11 protein-coding genes and 1 pseudogene are annotated in these 16,275 nt (G+C 71.5%); 2 read left to right on the top strand and 10 right to left on the bottom strand.

Going from position 1 to position 16,275, the window contains the following annotated elements:
• Positions 1-83 precede the first annotated feature (83 nt).
• From aspS to JQN84_RS26965, 5 genes are all read right to left on the bottom strand, one after another.
• On the bottom strand, positions 84-1,889 hold the full coding sequence (gene aspS, locus JQN84_RS26985; RefSeq protein WP_204961363.1) for an aspartate--tRNA ligase: 1,806 nt from the start codon (positions 1,887-1,889) through the stop codon (positions 84-86).
• Between the two features lie 172 nt (positions 1,890-2,061).
• A complete protein-coding gene (locus tag JQN84_RS26980; protein WP_204961362.1) occupies positions 2,062-3,114 on the bottom strand; it encodes a S1 family peptidase in 1,053 nt (350 codons plus the stop codon).
• 706 nt (positions 3,115-3,820) lie between these two features.
• The gene (locus JQN84_RS26975; protein WP_204961361.1) at positions 3,821-4,756 is read right to left on the bottom strand and encodes an acyl-ACP desaturase; all 936 of its coding nucleotides are present in this window, start codon (positions 4,754-4,756) and stop codon (positions 3,821-3,823) included.
• A gap of 73 nt (positions 4,757-4,829) precedes the next feature.
• Positions 4,830-6,152 carry a histidine--tRNA ligase gene (gene hisS, locus JQN84_RS26970; protein ID WP_204961360.1) on the bottom strand — a complete coding sequence of 441 codons (1,323 nt, stop codon included), beginning with the start codon at positions 6,150-6,152 and terminating at the stop codon, positions 4,830-4,832.
• A 70-nt stretch (positions 6,153-6,222) separates the two neighbouring features.
• Complete coding sequence (locus tag JQN84_RS26965; protein ID WP_204927618.1) at positions 6,223-6,942, bottom strand: MBL fold metallo-hydrolase; 720 nt, start codon at positions 6,940-6,942, stop codon at positions 6,223-6,225.
• Between the two features lie 261 nt (positions 6,943-7,203).
• Here JQN84_RS26965 and JQN84_RS26960 point away from each other — a divergent pair, with 261 nt between their 5' ends.
• Entirely contained in the window at positions 7,204-8,088 is an 885-nt protein-coding gene (locus tag JQN84_RS26960) for a peptidylprolyl isomerase (protein ID WP_204961359.1), read from the top strand.
• A gap of 61 nt (positions 8,089-8,149) precedes the next feature.
• Complete coding sequence (locus JQN84_RS26955) at positions 8,150-8,992, top strand: peptidylprolyl isomerase (protein ID WP_204961358.1); 843 nt, start codon at positions 8,150-8,152, stop codon at positions 8,990-8,992.
• A gap of 80 nt (positions 8,993-9,072) precedes the next feature.
• Here the strand turns inward: JQN84_RS26955 and JQN84_RS26950 are convergent.
• The 5 genes and pseudogenes from JQN84_RS26950 to yajC all read right to left on the bottom strand — a co-directional run.
• A pseudogene (locus tag JQN84_RS26950) lies at positions 9,073-11,352 on the bottom strand (RelA/SpoT family protein); the annotation flags it as partial.
• A gap of 431 nt (positions 11,353-11,783) precedes the next feature.
• Complete coding sequence (locus JQN84_RS26945) at positions 11,784-12,350, bottom strand: adenine phosphoribosyltransferase (RefSeq protein WP_204961357.1); 567 nt, start codon at positions 12,348-12,350, stop codon at positions 11,784-11,786.
• Between the two features lie 99 nt (positions 12,351-12,449).
• Entirely contained in the window at positions 12,450-13,649 is a 1,200-nt protein-coding gene (gene secF, locus JQN84_RS26940) for a protein translocase subunit SecF (protein ID WP_204961356.1), read from the bottom strand.
• A 1-nt stretch (position 13,650) separates the two neighbouring features.
• Complete coding sequence (gene secD, locus JQN84_RS26935; RefSeq protein ID WP_204961355.1) at positions 13,651-15,573, bottom strand: protein translocase subunit SecD; 1,923 nt, start codon at positions 15,571-15,573, stop codon at positions 13,651-13,653.
• Positions 15,574-15,802: 229 nt separating this feature from the next.
• The gene (yajC, locus tag JQN84_RS26930) at positions 15,803-16,168 is read right to left on the bottom strand and encodes a preprotein translocase subunit YajC (protein ID WP_239486215.1); all 366 of its coding nucleotides are present in this window, start codon (positions 16,166-16,168) and stop codon (positions 15,803-15,805) included.
• Between the last annotated feature and the right edge of the window lie 107 nt (positions 16,169-16,275).

Below are 16,275 nucleotides of genomic sequence, written 5' to 3'. Positions count from 1 at the left end.
GCGATGATGACGCAAACCTCTTGATCAACGATGCCGGGTAGGCCGGGCCAGGCTCCGGGTGGGGCCGGGTTCCGGGTGGTGGGTCAGACCGGGTCGGCGACCGGGGCGGCCGGGCCGGCGGTGCCGGTGGACGCCACGGCGGCGGGCTTGGGCTTGGCGTCGATGCCGGCCTCGGCGCGCTGCTGCCCGGTGATCGGGGTCGGGGCGCCGGTCAGCGGGTCGAAGCCGCCCCGGGTCTTCGGGAAGGCGATCACCTCGCGGATCGAGTCGGCCCCGGCCAGCAGCATGCAGACCCGGTCCCAGCCGAACGCGATGCCGCCGTGCGGCGGGGCGCCGTACTTGAACGCCTCCAGCAGGAAGCCGAACTTGTCCTGCGCCTCGGCGGGGGTGATGCCGAGCAGGTCGAAGACCCGCTGCTGTACGTCGCCCCGGTGGATACGGATCGAGCCGCCGCCGATCTCGTTGCCGTTGCAGACGATGTCGTACGCGTACGCCAGCGCCCGGTCCGGGGCCTCCTCGAACCGGTCGACCCAGTCGGCGTTCGGTGAGGTGAACGGGTGGTGCACGGCGGTCCAGCCACCGTCGTCCGTGCGCTCGAACATCGGCGCGTCGACCACCCAGCAGAACGCCCAGGCGCTCTCGTCGACCAGCTTGGCCCGCTTGGCGATCTCGATCCGGGCCGCGCCGAGCAGCTCCTGCGCCTCCCGGGTGTCCGTGCTGGCGGCGAAGAACACCGCGTCGCCCGGCTTGGCCCCGACCGCGTCGGCCAGCCCGCCCAGGTGCTCGGCGGAGAGGTTCTTGGCCACCGGCCCGCGTGCCTCGCCGGTCTCGGCGTCCAGCACCACGTACGCCAGGCCCCGCGCGCCGCGCGCCTTGGCCCAGTCCTGCCAGCCGTCCAGTTCCTTGCGGGTCTGCGCCGCACCGCCCGGCATCACCACCGCGCCGACGTAGCCGCCCGCGTCGATCGCCCCGGCGAACACCCGGAAGGCGGTGCCGCGCAGGTAGTCGGTCAGCTCGGTCAACTCCAGGCCGTAGCGCAGGTCGGGCTTGTCGGAGCCGTACCGGGACATGGCGTCGTGCCAGGTGATCCGGGGGATCGGCCGGGAGATCTCGTGGCCGGCCAGGTCCTTCCAGAGCGCCGCGACGATCGCCTCGCCGAGGTCGATCACGTCGTCCTCGGTGACGAAGGACATCTCGATGTCGAGCTGGGTGAACTCCGGCTGCCGGTCGGCCCGGAAGTCCTCGTCGCGGTAGCAGCGGGCGATCTGGTAGTACCGCTCCATGCCGCCGACCATCAGCAGCTGCTTGAACAGCTGCGGCGACTGCGGCAGCGCGTACCAGCTACCGGGCTGGAGCCGGACCGGGACCAGGAAGTCGCGGGCGCCCTCGGGGGTGGACCGGGTCAGCGTCGGGGTCTCGATCTCCAGGAAGTCCCGCTCGTGCAGCACGGTGCGGGCGAGCTGGTTGGCCCGCGAGCGCAACCGCATCGCCTTCGCCGGGCCGCTGCGACGCAGGTCCAGGTAGCGGTAGCGCAGCCGGATGTCGTCGCCGGCCTCGACCTGGTCGTCGACCGGAAGCGGCAGCGGCGCGGCCTCGGAGAGCACCTCCAGCGCGCTGGCGGTCACCTCGATCTCGCCGGTGGGCAGCTCCGGGTTCTCGTTGCCCTCGGGGCGGCGGGTCACCTCGCCGGTGACCTTGACGCAGAACTCGTTGCGCAGCGCGTGCGCGTCCTCCTCGCGGAACACCACCTGGACCACGCCGGAGCCGTCGCGCAGGTCGACGAAGATGACACCGCCGTGGTCGCGCCGGCGGGCCACCCACCCGGCGAGCGTCACCGTGGTGCCGGCGTCCGTCGCGCGCAGGCTGCCGGCGTCATGGGTACGGATCACGACTTGCGTCTCCTCATCTGCGGTACGGCTGTTCCCCCGCATTGTGTCAGCCGCCCGGTCCGCCCGGTTGCGGGGTGAGCAAGGCCGGCCCCGCCCACCGGACGCGCGGAACGGGCCGCCGGTGTCCCCGACGGCCCGTTCACGGAGGTGGATCGGATGATCCGGAGGTGGATCAGATGATGCTGACGCCGTAGACGCTCAGCGGCTCGGTGACGGGCTGGAAGTAGGTGGTGCCGCCGCGGGTGCAGTTGCCGCTGCCGCCGGAGGTGAGGCCGATCGCGCTGCTGCCGCTGAACAGCGAGCCGCCGCTGTCGCCCGGCTCGGCGCACACGGTGGTCCGGATCAGGCCGGAGACCGAGCCCTCGGCGTAGTTCACCGTGGCGTTGGTGGCCGTCACCGAGCCACCCTTGACGCCGGTGGTGCTGCCGGAGCGCTGCACGCTCTGGCCGACGTAGGCGTTGGCGGCGCCGGTGACGTCCTGGTAGCTGCCGTTGTAGAGGTAGACGTTGCCGGTCGCGTTGGCGGCGTTGCTGTGCCGGACGATGCCGTAGTCGTTGCCCGGGAAGCTGGTGCCGGTACGGGTGCCGAGCACGCTGGTCTGGCCGGAGTTCGAGTACCAGGTCGAGCCGATGTTGGTGCAGTGCCCGGCGGTCAGGAAGAAGGTCTGACCGGCGCTGTTGCGGACGTTGAAGCCGAGCGAGCAACGGCCGCCGCCGGTGTAGATGGCCTGGCCACCGGAGATCTTGGTGCTGAGCACGCCGGCCTCGGCCTCGATCCGCACGGTGCCACCGGTGCGCGCGGCGGCGGCCTTGACCCGCTCCAGCTTGGCACCGGTGACGGTGCTGTCGACCGACACGACGACCTGGTTGGTGGCGGCGTCGGTCCACCACGCGGTGCCGGGGATCTTGGCCGACCGCTCCAGTTCGGCGGTGGCGGAACGGAGCTGCGCGGCACCCCGGGTGACCAGCTTCGCGGTGGCACCGGCGGCGCGGACCTGCTTGGCGGCGGCGGAGTCGGTGACGGCGACGATCATCTTGCCGCTGGCGTCGGCGTAGGTGCCGGCGGCCCGGTCGCCGAGGCGCTCGGCCAGGCTGGCGGCGGCGTCGGGGGATGCGGGCGAGGCGGGGGCCGCCTGGGCGGGGGCACCCATGAGCGCGCCGGTGACCAGGGTTCCGGCCATGGCGACGGCGGCGGCGTGACGGAGTGAGGACCTCGTGGGTCGCATGTAACAACCTCCGAAAGGGGGTGACGGGCGGCGTCACGGGGACGCACCCGGGGACAACCCGGCCGACCTGGGGAAATCGGCCAAGTGACTGAAGTATTCACATATTTAAGATCGTAAGCAAGACATGAGTTTGCCCGGATTCACCCCACCAGCGGTTATGACGGTCAAGCAACACGGTGGACACATCCATGTCAGACCCACGCCGGCCCGGCCGAGCCGACCGCCGAGGATCCCGTCCGCCCGACCACCGCCGGACCCGGCTCCCGGTCGGCCGCGGTCGACACGACTCCCCCGCCGGGACCACCGACCCCGACCGCCTCGACCGCCCCGGCACCCGACGGGAGAGGGCACCCCAGCCCGTCACGCAGAGCCGCCACACGCCACCCCCTTGCTCTGCCGCCCTGCCGGCGACAGTCACGGGGGGTAGCGGGAGCCGGGGCCGGCCCCACCGAAGATCATCGGTCGACCACAGGCCAGGTCGGTGGTGCCGCGCGGGCAGCAGAGCAAAGCGCGGAGAGGTGGGACACCAAGGAAGGCCGGCAAGTTACGTTAAGTCACCAAGCCGGAAGGGCCGCCCTGCGTCACCCACGGTGACCGGCGGACAGGGCCGGAGCGAAAGCGGCGCTCCGCGTCGGCGACGCGCGGCCCGGGACCGCCCACCCCACCGGGGACAGGTACGGGAGCGGACGGTTCCCGGGCGGGACGTTCAGGCGCGGGCGGCCAGCTTGGCGGCCCGGGCGTCGCGCTTCTCCTCGAACCGGGACGCGGCCTGCTCCAGGCCGTCCAGGTGGGCGGCGATCCGGTCCCGGGCGGCCTCGCCCTCGGCACCCAGGCCGGCGACGTTGAACACGTCCCACTGACGCAGCACCGGGGCGACCACGTCGTCGCGGTGCTGACGCAGGTCGTAGATCCCGGCCAGGGCGATCGTCACCGACTTGCGGGTGAAGCCCTCGATGCCGACGCCGGGCATCTGGAAGTCCTCCAGCACCTCGGCGATCGCCCGCATCGTCTGGTCGGGGGCCACCTCCAGGGCCGCCCCGAGCAGGTTGCGGTAGAAGACCATGTGCAGGTTCTCGTCGGCCGCGACCCGGCTCAGCAGCGCCTCGCAGACCGGGTCACCGGTGATCCGGCCGGTGTTGCGGTGCGAGATCCGGGTGGCCAGTTCCTGGAACGACACGTACGCCAGCGAACGCAGCATCGACGAGTCGTGCGAGTTGCTGTAACCGGCGGTCATGTGCACCATCCGGGCCCGTTCCAGGGCCACCGGGTCGACCGCCCGGGTCACCGTAAGGTAGTCCCGGATGGCGGTGCCGTGCCGGCCCTCCTCGGCCGTCCACCGGCCCACCCAGGTCCCCCACGCCCCGTCCGGCCCGAACAGGCTGGCGATCTGGTGATGGTACGAGGGCAGGTTGTCCTCGGTGAGCAGGTTGACGATCAGCGCCGTCCGGGCCACCTCGGGCAGCGTCGAGTCCCCCTCCGACCACGCCTCGCCGCCGAGCGGGCCGTCGAAGGTGCGCCCCTCGCTCCACGGCACGTACTCGTGCGGGAACCACTCCTTGGCCATCGACAGGTGCCGGTCGAGGTTCTTGGCGACCACGGGTTCGAGTTCGTGGAGCAGCGCGGTCTGGCTCAGCTCGGTCACAGGGGCCCTCCCTACGGTGGCGTAACTTACGCCACCGTAGGTCCCCGTCGGCGTACGCGCCAGTAACCCGGGCTCAGCCGATCACCGGCGTCAGGTCGGCAGGCGGCGGCGACCACCGGTCCGCCAGCGCGTCCACCTGCTCGCCCGAACGGATGTCCTTCACCTGGTGACCCTCGGCTCCCGGGAACCACACGTACGGGATGCCGCGCCGCTCGGCGTACCGGATCTGCTTGCCGAACTTCGCCGCGGTCGGCGACACCTCCGTCGGCACGCCCCGCGACCGCAGCGCCTCCGCCACGGCGTTGCTGGCCGCCCGCTCCTCCTCGGCCGCGACGGCCACCAGCACGCAGGTCGGCACGCTGCGCGAGATCGACAGCGCCTCCGCGCCGAACAGCAGGCCGAGCAGCCGGGTCACCCCGATCGAGATCCCCACCCCCGGGTACGACACGGCGCCGGCGCTGGCCAGGTTGTCGTACCGGCCGCCGGAGCAGATCGAGCCGAACCGCTCGTAGCCGACCAGCTGGGTCTCGTAGACGGTGCCGGTGTAGTAGTCCAGGCCCCGGGCGATGCGCAGGTCGGCGACGCACAGCCCCGGCGCGTGCGCGGCGGCCGTCTCCACCACCGCGACCAACTCGGCGACGCCCTCGTCGAGCAGCGGATCGCGCACCCCGAGAGCCTGCACCGCCTCGGCGAACGACGCGTCCGGGGCGGAGATCCCGGCCAGCGCCAGGCAGGCGTCGGCCTGCGCCGCGCTCGCCCCGGCCGTCTCGGCCAGTAGGTCGGCCACCTTCGCCGGGCCGATCTTGTCGAGCTTGTCGACCGCGCGCAGCGCCGCCTCCGGGTCGGTCAGCCCGATGCCCCGGTAGAACCCCTCACAGATCTTGCGGTTGTTCACCTGGATCAGCACCGGCGGGATGGGCAGCGACCGCAGCGCGTCCCCGATCACCAGCGGCATCTCGGCCTCGTAGTGCGCCGGCAGGGTGTCCCGGTCGACGATGTCGATGTCGGCCTGGAGGAACTCCCGGTAGCGCCCCTCCTGCGGGCGCTCGCCCCGCCACACCTTCTGGATCTGGTAGCGCCGGAACGGGAACTGGAGCTTGCCGGCGTTCTCCAGGACGTACCTGGCGAACGGCACGGTCAGGTCGAAGTGCAGCCCGAGCGCGTCGTCACCGGCCGGACCGTCCGCGTCGGCCTGCAACCGGCGCAGCAGGTAGACCTCCTTCGAGGTCTCCCCCTTGCGCAGCAACTGGTCCAGCGGCTCCACCGACCGGGTCTCCAGCGGGGCGAACCCGTACAGCTCGAAGGTGTGCCGGATCCGGTCGAGGACGTACTGCTCGATCATCCGCTGCGAGGTGGTCCATTCCGGGAAGCCGGAGATGGGCGTGGGCTTGCTCATGACGTACTCCTTGCGGGTCCGCGCCGGGCGCGGGGGGATCGACAGGTCCGCGCGCGGCGCGGAGGAACGGCTAGAGGCCGCGGGTGGGCGCGGCCGGGCGCGCACCGTCCGGGCCGGCCAGGTCGGCGAGGTACGGGTTACGCACCCGCTCCCGGCCGATGGTGGTCGCCGGGCCGTGGCCGGGCAGCACCACGGTGTCGTCGGCGAGTGGGAGGACCTTCTCCCGCAGGCTGGTCAGCATCCGGGGCATGCTGCCGCCCGGCAGGTCGGTGCGGCCGATCGAGCCGGCGAACAGCACGTCACCGGAGAGGCAGACCTGGTCGGCCTCCCAGGGCGAGCCGGCGCCGGGCAACCGGAACAGCACCGACCCGCCGGTATGGCCGGGCGCGTGGTCGACGGTGATCTCCAGGCCGGCCAGCGCCAGCGTCGCCCCGTCGGTCAGCTCCGCGACGTCGTCGGGCTCGGTGTACGGCAGCCGGCCGCCGAACAGCGCGGTGAGGTCCATCGACAACGCCTTGGTCGGGTCGGCCAGCAGCTCCCGGTCCTCCGGGTGCACGTACGCGGGGATGCCGCGTGCGCCACAGACCGGCGCGACGGAGAAGGTGTGGTCGAGGTGGCCGTGGGTGAGCAGCACGGCGGCCGGGTGCAGGCGGTGCTCGGCGAGCACGGCGTCGAGCCGGTCGAGCACCCCGATGCCGGGGTCGACCACCACGCACTGCTCCCCCGGCGCGGTCGCCACCACGTAGCAGTTGGTGCCGAAGGCGTCCGCGGGAAAGCCGGCCACGAGCACGTCCGCTCCCCTTCCGTCTGAGTCGTCCGTCTCCTGGGCAGCCTAGTCGCCGGCGCGATCCGGTATCCGCGCCGACCCGTACCAGGGGCCCCGTACGGCACAGTGACGCACTTTGATAAACCCAGGCCGGCCCTCGTACACCACTTTCACAGCAGGTACCCGTACACTCTGGCGGGCGTGTGGCGTGGCGCACCTGCGGGCACGGCGGGTGCGAACGACCCGACCGCCGGTGACGACCAGGGTAGAGGAAGGGGAGCACGGGTGGCTTCCAGCAGGGACCGGCAGCGCAAGCTCGCACGGGAGAAGCTCGACCGGCAGTTGGCCCGGCGGGCCGCCGCCGCCCGTCGGCGTCGACGCATCCAGGCCGGGGTCGGTGCGGCGGTGGTGCTGGTGCTGATCGTGGCCGGTGCGGCGTGGGGGCTGGGCGCCTTCGACAGCGACCCCGAGCAGAAGGCCGCCGAGGACGTCTGCCTCTGGACGCCGCAGGACGCCAGCGCCAACACCAACCTCAAGGACGTCGGCACCCCGGCCAGCAAGGATCTGCCCACCACCGGGGTACGCACGATGACCATCGACACCGACCAGGGCGGCCCGATCACCGCCGAGCTGGATCTCGCCGGGGCCCCCTGCGCCGGGGCGAGCATCGCCCACCTGGCCGGGGCGTCGTTCTACGACAACACCAAGTGCCACGAGATCACCACCGAGGGCGCGCTGCGCTGCGGCGACCCGAGCGGCACCGGCCTGGGCGGCCCCACCTACTCGTTCTACAACGAGAACGTGCCGACCGCGCCCGAGGCGAGCCCCTCGGCCAGCCCGGCCCCCGGGCAGCCGCCGACCTACCCCAAGGGCACGGTCGCGATGATCGGCAACCCGCCGGGCGCCAACGGCAGCCAGTTCCTGCTCTTCTTCAAGGACTCCAGCCCGGCCCAGCCCGCGTACCCGATCATCGGCCGGATCACCGGCGGCCTCGACGTGGTCGAGAAGATCGGTGCCCTGCCGACCGTGGACAACGGGGCCGGCGCCAAGATCAAGCCGAAGACCGACGTGGTGATCCGCAAGCTCACCGTCGGCGAGGCACAGGCCGCCCCGGCACCGGCGACCGGCTCCCCGGCCGCGTCCCCGGCGGCCAGCCCGAGCGCCGGCTGAGCCGGCCCACAACCCGTACCTGCGGCCCCGCCGCGCCAGAGACAGCCCAGGAGGAGTGACCGTGACGTCCACGAGAGAGCGGCAGCGCGCGGCGGCGCGGGCCCGACTTGAGCGGGAGATGGCCGAGCGTTCGGCCAAGGCCCGCAAGCGCCGGCAGACGCAGGCGATCGTCGGGGCCGCCGCGATCCTGGTGCTCGTGGTCGCCGGCACCGTCTGGTTGGCGACCAGCCTCGGTGGCGACGACGACGACAGCACGCAGCAGGCCGCCGGCACCGAGGGCTTCTCGCAGTGCACCTACACCGAGGCGCCCAAGGAGGGCCGGCCGGCACAGGTCAAGGACGTCGGGCTGCCGCCGAACCAGCAGGCCAACAAGGGCACCCAGACGATGACGATCGACACCAACCTGGGCCCGATCGTCGCCAAGATCGACCGGACCAAGGTGCCCTGCACCGCCGGCAGCTTCACCCACCTGGCCAGCAAGGGCTTCTTCGACAACACCAAGTGCCACCGGCTGGTGACCGAGGGCATCAAGGTGCTCCAGTGCGGCGACCCGAGCGCGACCGGCAAGGGCTGGCGGCAGACCGACGGCACCGGCGGGCCGAGCTACGGCATGGCTGAGGAGAACCTGCCCACCGACAAGCGTCCCCCCTACCCGGAGGGCGTCATCGCGATGGCCAACTCGGGGCAGCCGGGCAGCACCGGCAGCCAGTTCTTCATCGTCTACGGCGACTCGCAGCTCGACCCGAACTACACCGTGCTGGGCACCATCACCTCCGGCATGGACCTGGTCAAGCAGGTCGGGGCGGCCGGTGACGACAAGGCGTTCGCGCAGCAGGCGGGGGGCGGCCACCCCAAGAAGGAGGTCACCATCACCAAGCTGACGATGAGCGACATCGAGGGCTGACCCGCACCGTACGACCAGCGCCCGCCGGCTGAGCCGGCGGGCGCTTCTCGTGTCAGGCGACCGTGGGACGCGGCTGACGGTCAGGCGCCGGAGGTGACCCGGTAGGCGTCGAACACCCCGTCGACCTTGCGGACGGCGGCCAGCAGGTGCCCCAGGTGCTTCGGGTCGGCCATCTCGAAGCTGAACCGGCTCACCGCCACCCGGTCCCGGGTGGTGGTGACCGTCGCCGACAGGATGTTGACCCGTTCCTCGGAGAGCACCCGGGTGACGTCGGCCAGCAGCTTGTGCCGGTCGAGGGCCTCCACCTGGATGGCCACCAGGAACGTCGAGGCGGAGGTGAGCTTCCAGCTGACCTCCACCACCCGCTCGACCTGGGCCCGCAGATCCTCGGCGTTGGCGCAGTCGTCGCGGTGCACGCTGACCCCGCCGGAACGGGTGACGAACCCGAAGACCGAGTCCGGGGGCACCGGCGTGCAGCACCGGGCCAGCTTGATCCAGACGTCGCTGACGCCCCGCACCACGACCCCGGGATCGCTGCTGTTCTGCCGGCTGTGCGGCGGACGGGTGGCGACGGCGGTCTCGGCGATGTCCTCCGCCGCGCCCTCCTCGCCGCCGTACGCGGCCATCAGCTTCTGCACCACCGACTGCGCCGACACCTGGCTGTCGCCGACCGCCGCGTAGAGCGAGGCGACGTCGGCGAGGTGCAGGTCCCGGGCGATCGCCATCAACGCGTCGGAGGTCAGCATCCGCTGCAACGGCATGCCCTGCTTGCGCATCGCCTTGACGATCGAGTCCTTGCCGGCCTCGATCGCCTCCTCGCGGCGCTCCTTGTTGAAGTACTGGCGGATCTTGGTCCGCGCCCGGGGGCTCTTGACGAAGCTCAGCCAGTCCTGCGTCGGGCCCGCCGTGTCGGACTTCGAGGTGAAGATCTCGATCACGTCACCGTTGGACAGCGTCGACTCCAACGGCACCAGCTTGCCGTTGACCCGCGCCCCGATGCACTTGTGTCCGACCTCGGTGTGCACCGCGTACGCGAAGTCGACGGGCGTCGACCCGGTCGGCAGCGGGATGACGTCACCCTTGGGGGTGAAGACGTACACCTCCTGGCTGGACAGGTCGAACCGCAACGCGTCGAGGAACTCCGACGGGTCGGCCGCCTCCCGCTGCCAGTCCAGCAACTGCCGCAGCCAGGTCATCTCGTCGATGTGCGCCGGCGGGCCGACGATCTGGGTGCCCTTGTGCTCCTTGTACTTCCAGTGCGCGGCGATGCCGAACTCGGCGGTCCGGTGCATCGCGTAGGTGCGGATCTGCATCTCCACCGGCTTGCCGGTGGGCCCGATGACCGTCGTGTGCAACGACTGGTACATGTTGAACTTGGGCATCGCGATGTAGTCCTTGAACCGGCCCGGCACCGGCTGCCAGTTGGCGTGGATGACCCCCAGCGCCGCGTAGCAGTCCCGCACCGTGTCGACCAGGATGCGCACCCCCACCAGGTCGTAGATGTCGTTGAAGTCCCGCCCCCGCACGATCATCTTCTGGTAGATCGAGTAGAGGTGCTTCGGCCGGCCGGTCGTCTCCGCCTTGATCTTGGCGGCCTTCAGGTCGGTGCCGACCTTCTGGGTGACCTGCTTGAGCAGCGACTCCCGCTGCGGCTGGTGCTCCCCGATCAGCCGGAGGATCTCCTCGTAGCGCTTGGGGAACAGGGTGCCGAAGGCCAGGTCCTCCAGCTCCCACTTGATCGTGTTCATACCGAGCCGGTGGGCCAGCGGCGCCAGGATCTCCAGCGTCTCCTTGGCCTTCTGCTCCCGCTTCGGGGCCGGCAGGAAGGACAGCGTGCGCATGTTGTGCAGCCGGTCCGCCAGCTTGATCACCAGGACCCGGGGGTCCTTCGCCATCGCCACGACCATCTTGCGGATCGTCTCCGCCTTGGCCGCGTCGCCCAGCTTGACCTTGTCCAGCTTCGTCACGCCGTCGACGAGCAGGGTGACCTCGGGGCCGAAGTCGACCTTCATCTGGTCGAGGGTGTATTCGGTGTCCTCGATCGTGTCGTGCAGCAGGGCCGCCACCAGCGTGGTGGTGTCCATCCCCAGGTTGCCCAGGATGGTCGCCACCGCCAGCGGATGGGTGATGTACGGGTCACCGGATTTGCGGTACTGGCCTGAGTGCCAGCGGGCGGCGGTGTCGAAGGCCCGCTGGAGCAGCCGTGCGTCGGCCTTCGGATGGTTCTCCCGGTGGCTGGCGATCAGCGGTTCGAGCACCTCGCTGACCTGGGAGGTCTGCCACGGGGCGTTGAACCGGGCCAGCCGCGCCCGGACCCGGCGGCCGGTCGGGGCGTTGGAGAGCGCGAAACCACCGCTCGGCGACGGGTCGTCGTCGAACGACGCCCCCACCGCCAGGCCGTCGGGCGTACCGCCGACGTCGTCGCCGGCCCCCGTCGGGCCGGCCGCCGGATCGTTGTTCCGAGCGGTCACCGCGCCGTCAGCGTCGCCTGTCGGGTGCACCGTGCCCTCCACCGGAGGAACGACATCGTGGGACACCGGCCTCCTCACCGATCGCCGGGACCACGCCGGCCGTACGGCCGACGCCTGTCTTGCCGAACCGGCCGTCACGCCGGCGTGTTCCCGCCGGCCGCCGTCGGGCCGATGGCACTGCCCGCCGGCCCCGAGGCCGACACCTGACCACCGCCCGGACGGGTGACCGTCCGGTCAGCAATGGGCAATGCTACCCGTACGGTAGGTGCCGTGCCGCTCCGCCGGACGGTCCGTCCCAGGTCGGCGGGACGACCCAGGAATCAAACGGTCAGCAGGGCATGGACCGGACGCCCGGCGAGCCGCTCCCGCCCGCCCAGGAAGCCCAACTCCAGCAGGACGGTGAAACCGGCCACCGTGCCGCCGGCCCGCTCCACCAGGTCGAGGGTCGCCTCGGCGGTGCCGCCGGTGGCCAGCACGTCGTCGACCACCAGCACCCGGTGCCCGGCGGTGAAGGCGTCCTGGTGCACCTCCAGCGTCGCCTCGCCGTACTCCAGGGCGTAGGAGGCCGAGTACGCCGGCCGGGGCAACTTGCCCGCCTTGCGCACCGGCACCACCCCCAACCCGGTCGCGTACGCGATGGCGGCGGCGATCACGAAGCCCCGGGCCTCGATGCCGACCACGATGTCGAAGTTGTCCCGCCCATGGTGGTCGATGATCCCGTCGATCACCTCGCGGAACACGTCGCCGTCGGCGAACAACGGCATCAGGTCCTTGAACATGACCCCGGGCTTGGGGAAGTCCGGCACGTCCAGCACCCGGCTGGCGACCAGCCGGGCCACCTGCGGGCCGCTGTCTCCGCGTACACCGGTGCTGTGGGTCTCCGTCACGGTGGTCGGCTCTCCTTCGATACGACGACGGCGTCCGTCACGCTGCTCGCACAGCATGGCGGACGCCGTCGACTCGACGTGGGGCGGGTCGCCCGTCGGTCAGCGCCGCTTCGCGCCACCGGGCCGGTTGCCGCCGCCCCCGGCGGGACGGCCGCCCCGGGCGCCGGCCGACCGCTTGGCCGCCGGACGTGCGCCGACCTTCGGCGCGCTGCCGGCCAGGGCCGCCGCCTCCGGGTCGATCGGCTCGTCGGTGGCCTCCTCGGCGGCGGCCTGCCGGGCCGCACCGCGCGGGGTGATCTCGCCCCGGGCGATGGCGCCCCGGCGGGCCAGCACCCGTTTGGTGTGCGCGTCGATCCGCGGGTCCTGGTTCTTGAGCAGCACCAGCAGCGGGGTCGAGAGCAGGATCGAGGTGAGGAACGCCATCGCCATACCGACGAACAGCACCAGGCCGAGGTCCTTCAGGGTGCCCGCGCCGAGCAGGCCGGCACCGATGAAGAGCAGACCGCCGACCGGGAGCAGGGCGACCACCGAGGTGTTCAGCGACCGCATCAGGCTCTGGTTGAGCGCCAGGTTGGCCGCCTCGCCGTAGGTCTGGTTGTTGTTGGCGGTGATGCCCCGGGTGTTCTCCTGGACCTTGTCGAAGACCACCACCACGTCGTAGAGCGCGAAGCCCAGGATGGTGAGGAATCCGATGATGGTCGACGGGGTGACCTCGAAGCCGACCAGCGAGTAGATGCCGGCGGTGAGGATCAGGTTCATGAACAGCGAGATGATCGCGGCGACCGCCATCCGCCACTCGAACCGCAGCACCAGGTAGGCCGCCACCACCAGGACGAAGATGACCAGGCCGAGCAGCGCCCGGGAGGTCACCTGGCTGCCCCAGGCCTCGCTGACCTGGCTGCCGCTGATCTGGTCGGCGTTGATGCCGAACTCGTCGGCCATCTTGGCCTTGACCGCGTTGGCCTGCTCGGCGTCGAGCTGCGAGGTGCGCAGCTCGTAGTACTCGCCGCTGGTGCTGCCGACCTTCTGCGCGGTCACCACCTCGGCGCCGCCGCCCTCGGCCGCCAGCGCCTCGTTGACCTTGTCCTCGGCCTGGTCGAGGGTGCCGACGCTGGCCGGCACCTGGAACGAGTTGCCACCGGCGAACTCGATGCCCAGGCTGAAGCCGCGTACCGCGAAGCTGAGCACGGCGATCAGCACCAGCACCCCGGCGACGGTGAACCACAGCTTGCGCCGGCCGACGATGTTGAGACCGGCCTCGCCCCGGTAGAGCCGGGACGCCAGACCACTCTTAGCCATCTCAGGCCTCCTTGACGCGCGGGTTGCGGGCGGTGCCCGGCTCGGCCGAACGGGGTGGCAGCGCCCGACCGAGGCCGCTGACGCGTGGTGACAGGAACGCCGGGGTGCGGGCGAACATCGTCATGATCGGGTGCCGGAAGAGGAAGACGACCACCAGGTCGAGCACGGTCGCCAGGCCGAGGGCGAAGGCGAAGCCCTTCACCGTGCCGACCGAGACGATGTAGAGGACCACGGCGGACATCAGGGTGATCGCGTTGGCCGAGATGATCGTCCGGCGGGCCCGGATCCAGGCCCGGGGCACCGCGCTGCGCGGGCTGCGCCCCTCCCGGATCTCGTCCTTGAGCCGTTCGAAGTAGATGACGAACGAGTCCGCCGCCACACCGAGCGAGACGATCATGCCGGCGATGCCGGCGAGGGTGAGGGTGAAGCCGATCGACCGGCCGAGCACCACCAGCGCGCCGAAGACCAGCAACGCGGAGAGCACCAGGCTCAGGAAGATGACCGAGCCGAGCAGCCGGTAGTAGAAGAACGAGTAGATGATGACCAGCAGCATGCCGATGCCCGCGGCCAGCAGGCCGGCCCGCAGGTGGCTGTCGCCCAGCGTCGCGGTGACGTTCTGCTGCTCCTGCGGCACGAAGGTGACCGGCAGCGCGCCGTAGCGCAGCTGGCTGGCCAACGCGTTGGCCGAGGTGTTGTCGAAGCTGCCGGTGATCTGCGAGTCGCCGGTCAGCACGCCCTGGATCTCGGGCGAGGAGACGATCTCGTTGTCCAGCACCACGGCCACCCGGCACTTGCCGTCCTGGCCCAGGGCCGTCTGGTCGCAGGCACCACCGGTGTTGTTGAACGCCTCCCGGGTCAGCTCGGTCCACTTGGACTGGCCGTCGCCGGTGAAGTTCAGGCTGACCACCCAGGTGCTGGCCTGGTCGAGGACCGCGTTGGCGTCCTTGACGTCGGTGCCGACCACCTTGGCCTGGTCGAGCAGGTACTTCGCCGCGCCACCCTCACAGGCGACCGCCTGCTGCTTCTCGTCCTTGATCGACGCGGGGGGCCGCTTGTCGAGCTGGGCGCAGGTGATGGTCGGCACGTTGAACTGCATCTGCGGGGTCAGTACCGCGACCTCCTGCGGGGAGAGCGCGCCGAACGGCTTGAACGTCTCCGCCAGGGCCGGGTTGGTGGCCAGGTCGGCCGGGGCCTGCAGCCCGCTCGCGGCGGCCCAGGCGGCTGCGCCGACCTTCTTCTCGACGGCCTTGCGCTGCTCCTCGATGCTCTGCGGCACCGGAGCCTCGCTGGCGCTGGGCGAGGCGGCCGGGGCGCTCGGCGAGGCCGACCCGGACGGGGTGGCGCTGGCGCTCGGCGCGGGGGCCCCGCCGCCCTGGCCACCGGCGCTCGGCGAACCGGTCACCTTCGGCGACGCGCTGCCGGAGGCCTTCGGCGACGCGCTGCCCGACGGGGTCGGTGAGGCGCTACCGGACGGGGCCGGCGACGCGCTGCCCGACGGGGCCGGGGCGGCGACCGCGCCGCTGCCGTCGGCGGCCTTGAGCACCTTGCGGAAGCGCAGTTCCGCGGCGCTGCCGACGTCGGTCAGGTCGCGGTTCTCACCCGGCAGGGAGATGACGATGTTCCGGTTGCCCTCGGTGACCACCTCGGCCTCGGCCACGCCGTAGGCGTTGACCCGGCTCTCGATGATCTGCCGGGCCTCCTCCAGGTTGGCCGAGGTCGGGGGCCTGCCGTCGAGGCTGTTGGTGGCCTCCAGCGTCAACCGGGTGCCACCGATCAGGTCCAGGCCGAGCCGTGGCTCCAGCCGGTCCTTCCAGCCGCCGCTGGCGCCGCCCGAGAAGAACACCAAGGAATAGAGGACGACGAAGATGAACCCGAGCACGGCGAGCTGCCGCCCGGGGCGCATCTGTCCCTGAGGTGGTGCCACGGCTGTCTGTCTCCCTGTAACGGTCGCGCCGCCGGCGCAGCGGCGACGAGGTCGGAGCGGGGTTCCCGCCCCGACGTGCTCTGCGCGGGCCACTCCCGACCGACGACACGGCGCACCACCGCCGACGTGGTGGCGTCGGGCGGACGGTGCGGGTGCCGACCCTGGGGACCGGCCCACCTATCCAGTTGTCCCGCCGCTACCCGCCCGTGGTGCCGGGCGGGAGGCGGCTTCACTCCTTGACGACTTCCGCGTCCTCGGTGACCGGCTCGTCAGCCTCGGTACGCTCGGCCCGGGTGACCACCCGGGCGATGGCCGGACGGGCGTAGCGGGACTGCACACCGGGGGCCACCTCCAGCAGCACGGTGTCGTCCTCGACACCCACGACCGTGCCGTAGAGCCCGCCGATGGTGACGACCTCGTCACCGGGGCCGAGCGCGGACTGCATGGCCTCAGCCTCGCGGCGGCGCTTCTGCTGCGGCCGGATCATCATGAAGTACATGACCCCGAAGAGCAGGGCGATCATGAGGATCGGCGTCAGGCTGCCGGCGCCTCCGCCGGACTGTGCTGCGTAAAGCACGGTGTGCGACCTTCCCATTGGCCCCCGTCGCGGCACGTGCGTGCCGGAGCGGAGGCGGATATTCACATCCTGTACAGACCGCGGCGAGTCTAATCCCTGCACCTGGGAACGCCGAATGCGGCGCA

It is taken from the genome of Micromonospora humidisoli (assembly GCF_016900955.1).
GTDB lineage: Bacteria > Actinomycetota > Actinomycetes > Mycobacteriales > Micromonosporaceae > Micromonospora > Micromonospora wenchangensis.
This window is presented reverse-complemented; position numbering and strand designations above follow the sequence as displayed.